We start from the raw sequence: 8,070 nt of genomic DNA, 5'->3' as shown, positions 1-8,070 counted from the left end.
CGGGAGCTTGGTTCGCCATCCCCCGCCGAGTAACCCGCCCCGACCCTTTCGGGCCCGGCCGGTCTCCCCGGCGACGAAAAGAAGATTACACCCCCCGAAAACCCCCTCGAACAGGGGGGTCCCTTAAGTGGATCTTCGCAGGTCAGGGGCCGTGTTTTGCGCGTTCTCGGCCAGAACGGCGTTCCGACGGTCTCCGCGGCGTGCGGAGTCGAATGCGCGAAAGCCGGCGGACGGCATTCGCGCAACCGCTCCGGCGGCGGTTCGGAAAGGGTCGCTCTCGCACTGCCTCCGTTTCCCGTTCTCGCGTACGCGCGCGTGTGTGCGCGTACGCGGGCGCCCCCGCGGGGACAGACGAACAACGGCCCGACCCCCATAACGGGGATCGGGCCGTGAACGTCGAGAGGTAGTCGGGGCAGCGCGGTCAGACCGCTCCGTAGAGCCGGTCGCCGGCGTCGCCGAGTCCGGGGACGATGAATCCGGAGTCGTTGAGTCGTTCGTCGATGCTCGCGGTGACGATGCGGACGGGCAGGCCCGACTTCCGCAGCCGCTCGATCCCCTCCGGCGCGGCGAGCGCACAGACTGCCGTCACGTCCGTGGCACCGCGGTCGGTGAGCAGTCTGATCGTGTACTCCATCGAACCGCCGGTCGCCAGCATCGGGTCGAGCACGACCACCGGACGGCCGGCGAGCGACTCCGGCAAGGACTCCAGATACGGGGTCGGTTCCAACGTCGTCTCGTCACGGGCGAGTCCGACGAAGCCCATCTGCGCGTCCGGGATGAGCTTGTGCGCCTGATCCGCCATGCCGAGTCCGGCGCGCAGGACCGGGACGAGCAGCGGTGGCTTGGCCAGCCGGTAGGCGTCGGTGCGGGCCACCGGACTGTGGATGCGCTCGGTCGTCAACGGCGCGTCGCGCATGGCCTCGTAGGTCAGCATGACCGTGAGTTCCTGCAACGCTGCCCGGAACGCCGCGCTGTCGGTGCGGGCGTCACGCATGGTGGACAGCCGCGCCTTGGCCAGCGGGTGTTCGACGACGAGTACGTCCATGCCCGACACTCTAACGGCGGCCACCCGGCTGTCCGAGCCCGGGAAAAACCGTTTGTGGTGCGAGCGTCGCCCCGGCACCGTCTCCGATCGTGGGAGCGATCATCGAGAACGTCGTCGTGGACTGTGCCGACGCCTACGCACTCGGACGCTGGTGGAGCGAGGTGCTCGCCCGGCCCCTGTCCCCCGAGGACCGGCCCGGCGATCCCGAGACGCTCATCGAGCTCGGCGACGGCCGATCCCTGCTGTTCATCGAGGTGCCCGAGCCCAAGACGGTCAAGAACCGACTGCACTTCTGCCTTCGCCCCGACGTCCCTCGCGACGACGAGGTCCGCCGGTTGCTGGACCTCGGGGCGACCCTCGTGGCCGACCGACGTCGTCCCGACGGCACCGGGTGGGCGGTGCTCGCCGACCCCGAGGGCAACGAGTTCTGTGTCCTGCGGGGCGCGCACGACACTCCGCCCAGGCCCTGACGGCACCATTCGGTGACGGAGATCATGGGAACGGCCAGGTCCGACGCTAAGGTGACAGACGTGAGCGAACAGCCCTCTCGCCGGGACCCGAAACAGCTTCGCGCGTCGGACGCCGACCGGGAACGGGTCGCACAGGTCCTGCACAAGGCCATGGGCGAGGGCCGGATCACGCTCGACGAGCTGGAGGAGCGGCTCGACCAGGTGTACACGGCCAAGACGCTCGGCGAGCTCGAACCGATCACCGCCGACCTGCCCGCGGAAGGCACCACGCTGCCGTCGTTGGCGGCCTCGCAGGCCGTGGCGCCGACGACGTCGTCCTCGCCCTCCCAGCTCGTCGGGGGCACACCGGGTTCGACGACGTCCATCGCCGTGATGTCCGGGACCGACCGCAAGGGCGTGTGGGTGCTGCCACGGCAACACAACAGCTTCGCCTTCTGGGGCGGTATCAAGATCGACCTGCGGCACGCCCGCTTCGCCGAGGCGTACTCCACGATCAGTGCCGTGGCGATCATGGGAGGCATCGACGTGATCGTCCCGGACGACGTCGCGGTCGAGGTGACGGGCGTGGGCATCATGGGCGCGTTCGAGACCACCAACAAGAAGGGCGCGTCGCCGACGGCCCCGCCCGGTGCGCCCGTCGTGAAGATCACGGGGCTGGCGTTCTGGGGCGCTGTCGAGGTCAAGCGGGTTCCCCGGAACAAGATCAAGCAGATCGAGTAACCGATCGGCCCTGGTCGCTCCCACCGCGCGGGCTACGCTACCCGCCATGGCAACAGCGACCCTGCCGGCCGAGCTCACCGACGCCGTCCGCGACGAACGCAGTCTGCGACGGTTTCTGCACGGCCTGCCCGGGGTGGACCAGGTCGGCGTCGAACAACGAGCCGCGAGCCTGGCCACCCGCAGCATCAAGAAAGCCTCCAAGCTGTGGGCGATCGACACCGCGATCTCGATGGTCGACCTGACCACGCTGGAGGGCGCCGACACCCCCGGCAAAGTGCGCTCGCTCGCCGCGAAGGCACGGCGGCCCGACCCCGAGTACCCGGACACGCCGCACGTCGCCGCCGTGTGCGTGTACCCCGATCTCGCGGCCACGGCCGTGGAGGCGCTGGCCGGGTCCGACATCGCCGTGGCGAGTGTCGCGACCGCGTTCCCGTCGGGACGGTCGAGCCGCGACGTGAAGCTCGCCGACGTCGCGCTCGCGGTGTCGGCTGGGGCGACCGAGGTCGACATGGTGATCGACCGGGGCGCCTTCCTCGCGGGCCGCTACGGGCAGGTGTTCGAGGAGATCCAGGCCGTCAAACAGGCCTGTGGCGACGCGCACCTCAAGGTCATCCTGGAGACCGGCGAACTCGCCACCTACGACAACGTCCGCCGCGCGTCGTGGCTCGCGCTGCTGGCCGGCGGTGACTTCATCAAGACCTCCACCGGCAAGGTGTCGCCCGCCGCGACCCTGCCCGTGACGCACGTGATGCTCCAGGCGGTGCGCGACTGGTACACGGCCACGGGCGAGCTGCGCGGGGTCAAGCCCGCCGGCGGCATCCGCACCACGAAGGACGCCGTGCGCTACCTCGTCGCCGTGCGAGAGGTCGCGGGCGAGGAGTGGCTCACGCCGTCGCTGTTCCGCTTCGGTGCCTCCAGCCTGCTCAACGACCTGCTCCTGCAGCGGCGCACCCAGATCTCCGGCCACTACAGCGGCCCCGACTACCTCGCATTGGACTGATCGTGAGCCAGTGGGAATACGCGCCCGCGCCCGAATCGCGCGACATCGCGAACCTGAAGCCGAAGTACCGACCGTTCATCAACGGCGAGTTCGTCGACGGGTCCGGCGAACCCCTCAAGACCGTCAACCCCGCCACCGAGGAGGTTCTCGCCGAGGTCGGCACCGCCAGTGCCTCCGATGTGGACACCGCGGTGAAGGCCGCGCGGAAGACCTACGAACGCGTGTGGGGTCCCATGCCGGGCACCGAGCGCGCGAAGTACGTCTTCCGGATCGCCCGCCTGATCCAGGAGCGCGCACGGGAACTCGCCGTACTGGAGACGCTCGACAACGGCAAGCCCATCAAGGAGTCGCGGGACAGCGACGTGCCGACGGCCGCCGCGCACTTCTTCTACCACGCCGGGTGGGCCGACAAGCTCGATCACGCCGGGCTCGGCCCCGACCCGCGTCCCCTCGGCGTCGCAGGCCAGGTCATCCCGTGGAACTTCCCGTTGCTGATGCTGGCGTGGAAGGTCGCTCCGGCGCTGGCCACGGGCAACACGGTGGTGCTCAAGCCCGCCGAGACCACGCCGCTGACGGCGCTCGTGTTCGCCGAGATCTGCCAGCAGGCCGACCTTCCGCCGGGCGTGGTGAACATCCTGCCCGGCGCGGGCGACATCGGCGCGGCCGTGGTGGAGCACGCGGACGTCGACAAGGTGGCGTTCACCGGGTCGACCGAGGTGGGCAAGCACATCCAGCGGACGCTCGCGGGCACGCGCAAGCGCCTCACCCTGGAACTCGGCGGGAAGGCCGCCAACATCGTCTTCGACGACGCCCCGCTCGACCAAGCCGTCGAGGGCATCGTCAACGGCATCTTCTTCAACCAGGGGCACGTCTGCTGTGCGGGCTCCCGGCTGCTGGTGCAGGAGTCGATCGCCGACGAACTGCTGGAGAAGCTGCGCGCCCGCGTCTCGACGTTGCGGGTCGGTGACCCGCTCGACAAGAACACCGACCTCGGCGCCATCAACTCGCCGGAGCAGCTCGCCAAGATCAAGGAACTGGTGGCCTCCGGCGAACGGGACGGCGCACAGCGGTGGACCAGCGCGTGTCCGCTCCCGGAAAAGGGTTACTTCTTCGCGCCGACGGTGTTCTCGGGCGTCGAACAGTCCATGCGCATCGCGCGCGAGGAGATCTTCGGCCCGGTGCTGTCGGTGCTGACGTTCCGCACGCCGAACGAGGCCGTCGCGAAGGCGAACAACACGCCTTACGGCCTGTCGGCGGGTGTGTGGACGGAGAAGGGCTCCCGCATCCTGTGGATGGCCGACCGCCTGCGTGCGGGCGTGGTGTGGGCCAACACGTTCAACCGGTTCGATCCCGCCGCGCCGTTCGGTGGCTACAAGGAATCAGGATTCGGGCGCGAGGGCGGCCGGACGGGTCTGGAGGCGTACCTGCATGTCCAGGGTTGAGGTGGCGAAGACCTACAAGCTGTTCATCGGCGGGAAGTTCCCGCGGTCGGAGTCGGGGCGCAGTTACCCCGTCACCGACGCGAAGGGACGGTTCCTCGCCAACGCCTCGCACGCCTCGCGCAAGGATCTGCGCGACGCCGTGGTGGCCGCGCGTAAGGCGTTCGGCGGCTGGTCGGGCGCGACGGCGTACAACCGCGGCCAGGTGCTGTACCGCGTGGCCGAGGTGATGGAGGGGCGGCGCGACCAGTTCGTCGCCGAGGTCGCCGCGAGCGAGGGGCTGGCCCAGCGCAAGGCGGAGTCCGTTGTGGACGCCGCTGTGGACCGGTGGGTGTGGTACGCCGGGTGGACCGACAAGCTCGCGAGTGTCTTCGGCGCGGCGAACCCGGTCGCCGGGCCGTACTTCTCGTTCACCGTGCCGGAGCCGACCGGCGTCGTGGGTGTGCTGGCGCCGCAGAAGTCGTCGCTGCTCGGGCTGGTGAGCGCGGTGGCTCCCGTGCTGGCGACGGGCTGCACCGCCGTGGTGGTGAGCAGTGCCGAGCGGCCGTTGCCCGCCATCACGTTGTCGGAGGTGCTCGCGACCTCGGACGTGCCGGGCGGCGTGGTGAACATGCTGACCGGACGGGCGGCGGAACTGGGCACGTGGCTCGCGTCGCACGCCGACGTCAACGCCGTCGACCCCACCGGCGCGGACGCGGCGGGTCGGGTCGAGATCGCCCGGGAGGCGGCGGGCACGGTGAAGCGGGTGCTCGACGTGCCGGACGGTGAGCCGGACTGGACTGCCCGGCCCGGGGTGGGTCGTCTGCGCGCGTACCTGGAGCCGAAGACCGTGTGGCACCCGATGGGGGTCTGACCGGGAAGCACGAACACACGTGCGCCGGGTGCGGACACGATGTCGCAGCACGCGGACACGTGTGCGGGAAATCGGGACACGATGACGTGGGGCGCGGACACGCCGGGAAACGGCACCGTCCGCGCCCCACTGTCGTCACTTCACCAGATACGCACCGATGATCGTCTGCTTCACCTCGTTGCCCTCGGTGTCCTTCGCCACCGCACGCAACGACACGTCCTTCGCACCCTTCGGCGCGGTCACCGTCACGTACCGATCACCACGGCTCGTCTTGTGCTTGACCACCTTCCACGACTCGCCGCCGTCGAACGACGCCTCGACCTGCAGCGCAGCAAGCGTCGGCTCCTTCGCGTCACCGTTGCGCTGCACCCGCACCGGAATCCGCAGCTTCTCCCCCGCCTTCACGACGCTGTCCTCGCCGAGATCCGGCTCGAAGCGCACCGCGAGCAGCGGCACGTCGACGGTTCCGTCCGCGTACTCCGACCGGAAGGTCCACTCCGCCTTCACCAGACGCGACACCGACATCAGTTCACTCGCGTCGGCCTCCGTCACCAGGCGGTACTCACTCGACTCCGAGGGGAGGTTGAACTTCCCACCGCCCGCGACGTCGAACTTCTCCAACAGCTCGCCGTCGCGGTACAGCTCCGTGTATCCAGTCACCCAGACGTCACCGGTGCTGCCGCGCCCGGGATCGCTGTGCAGCGAGGGGTGGAACCAAAGGTAGTTCTCCGAACGTGCCACGCTGTTCGGCGAGAAGGCAGGGCCGAACACCGGCGTGTTCCAGGTGCGGACGCCGTTGTCGCCGGCACGTTCGAACACCTCGGAGTGATACAGGCCTCCCACGTAGTCGAAGTCCTCGGTCTTGCCCAGCTCCAGTCGGGTGTCCCATTCCACGCCCGGCGTGTAGTACTCGGTGAGCGTGAACGGCAGCTCGGCCGTCACGAGTTCCCGCCTGCCCACGTCACCGGCACCGGCGTCGCTGTGCACACTCGTGACCTTCGCCAGTTCCGCAACCGAGACCTCGTAGGTGAGGTCCTCGGGCACCGCGCCCTCCGTCGTGTTGCTCACGTGCACGGTGTACGGGCTGCCGACATAGCCACCGTTGCCGTCAGGACGCGCGTGCCGGGTACGCACCGTGAAGTCGAAGTCCTCATGGGACGTCTGCGAGGGCGCGATGAGCATCGTCTCCGGATCGACGCTTCCGGTGACGACGCCCGGTCCTCCCACGGTTCCCACGATCGCGCTGACTTCCAGCTCGCCCATCTCGGCGTCGGGCAGGTCGTCCAGCGACACGCTGACCGGTTGGGCCTTACGAGCATCCAGGGTCACCGAGCTGTCGCCGTCGACGACGACACGGGGCTCGTAGAAGTCGGCGGTCCGGCCGAACGCGGTCATGTCTTCGTAGACGACCACTTGCATGAAATACTCGCCCTTCGGCGCCCGCAACGACAGAGTGCCGTCCGTGAAGATCTCGGCGAGTGACACCTCACCGTCGAGCCGCGCCATGTGGACGTAGGCCTCCTGGGCGGCCTTGCCGTCGAAGTCGAGCGCCTCGACCTGGAAGGTGTAACTCTCTTCCTCCAGCTCGATGCCGACCGGGGTCCGGACCGTCGTGTCACCGGCCGAGGCGAGGACAAGACCACCGTACGCGCCGTGGGAGCCCGCGATCGTCACGTCGACGGAGACCGTCGCTTCGGCGGTGCCACCCGCGGGCACGGTGAGTTGCGACGGCTCGACGGTGATCATGCCCTCGGGTGCGGCACCGTTCGGACCGGACAACTCACCGGAGAGCTCCAACGTCACCGGCTCGTCCGAGGTGTTGGTGTAGGTCACCTTCTCCCGCACCGGCTCGTCGGAATACGGCCACCCCACCATGCCCAGGCTCACGCTCGCGGGCGAGGCGAGCACCGACTGCTCCAGCGCCCCCGGCACGTCGATCCGACCGGCGCCCTGCTCGTAGACCGACAGAGCGTCGTGAGGACGTGCACTGGCCATCAGAGCCGCCTTGAGCTCGTCGGCGTCCCAGTCCTCGTGCTGCTGCGCCAACAACGCCGCCGCGCCAGCCACGTGCGGAGTCGCCATCGACGTCCCCGACGCCGTCACGTAGTGGTCGCCGACCGGGGCCCCCATCTCCGTACCAGCCGCCTTCGCGGACACGATGTCCACACCCGGTGCCGTGACGTCCGGCTTGACAGCACCGTCGCCGAGACGTGGGCCGCGGCTGGAGAAGTCGGCCAGCTCGTCGTCCTTGGTGACCGCACCCACCGTCAACGCGGCGTCGGCGGCACCCGGTGAGCCCACCGACTCCTCGGAGGATCCGTTGTTGCCCGCGGAGACGACGAACAGCGTTCCGGTCTCCTCGGTGAGCCTGTTCACCGCCTCCGACATCGGGTCGGTGCCGTCGGTGGCGTTCGCGCCCAGGCTCATGTTGACCACGGAGGCGTTCTCGGCCGCCCACTCCATCCCGGCGAGAATCCACGACTCCTGGCCGAAGCCGTCGTCGTCGAGGACCTTGCCCACCACCAGCTCGGCGTCCGGCGCCA

General features: G+C 69.3%; 7 protein-coding genes. 5 read left to right on the top strand and 2 right to left on the bottom strand.

The features are described 5' to 3' along the window. Nucleotides 1-421: 421 nt before the first annotated feature. On the bottom strand, nt 422-1,045 hold the full coding sequence (gene upp, locus JAV51_RS20045; RefSeq protein ID WP_197322306.1) for a uracil phosphoribosyltransferase: 624 nt from the start codon (nt 1,043-1,045) through the stop codon (nt 422-424). 89 nt (nt 1,046-1,134) lie between these two features. Here upp and JAV51_RS20040 point away from each other — a divergent pair, with 89 nt between their 5' ends. The 5 genes from JAV51_RS20040 to JAV51_RS20020 are packed head-to-tail and all read left to right on the top strand — an operon-like array spanning nt 1,135 to nt 5,527. Beyond that, on the top strand, nt 1,135-1,515 hold the full coding sequence (locus tag JAV51_RS20040; protein ID WP_197322305.1) for a VOC family protein: 381 nt from the start codon (nt 1,135-1,137) through the stop codon (nt 1,513-1,515). Nucleotides 1,516-1,575: 60 nt separating this feature from the next. After that, nucleotides 1,576-2,235: a DUF1707 domain-containing protein gene (locus JAV51_RS20035; RefSeq protein WP_197322304.1), complete on the top strand. Its 660-nt coding sequence runs from the start codon at nt 1,576-1,578 to the stop codon at nt 2,233-2,235. 46 nt (nt 2,236-2,281) lie between these two features. Continuing rightward, nucleotides 2,282-3,235 carry a deoxyribose-phosphate aldolase gene (gene deoC, locus JAV51_RS20030; protein WP_197322303.1) on the top strand — a complete coding sequence of 318 codons (954 nt, stop codon included), beginning with the start codon at nt 2,282-2,284 and terminating at the stop codon, nt 3,233-3,235. A gap of 2 nt (nt 3,236-3,237) precedes the next feature. Further along, on the top strand, nt 3,238-4,677 hold the full coding sequence (locus JAV51_RS20025) for an aldehyde dehydrogenase family protein (RefSeq protein WP_197322302.1): 1,440 nt from the start codon (nt 3,238-3,240) through the stop codon (nt 4,675-4,677). Continuing rightward, a complete protein-coding gene (locus JAV51_RS20020; protein WP_197322301.1) occupies nt 4,664-5,527 on the top strand; it encodes an aldehyde dehydrogenase in 864 nt (287 codons plus the stop codon). Before JAV51_RS20025 ends, JAV51_RS20020 begins: the two co-directional genes overlap by 14 nt. Nucleotides 5,528-5,662: 135 nt before the next feature. Here the strand turns inward: JAV51_RS20020 and JAV51_RS20015 are convergent. Further along, the coding region (locus JAV51_RS20015; protein WP_197322300.1) for a S8 family serine peptidase at nt 5,663-8,070 on the bottom strand (2,408 nt) is incomplete at its 5' end.

The sequence above is a fragment of the Saccharomonospora sp. NB11 genome, from assembly GCF_015910535.1.
Taxonomy (GTDB): Bacteria; Actinomycetota; Actinomycetes; order Mycobacteriales; family Pseudonocardiaceae; genus Saccharomonospora.
This window is presented reverse-complemented; position numbering and strand designations above follow the sequence as displayed.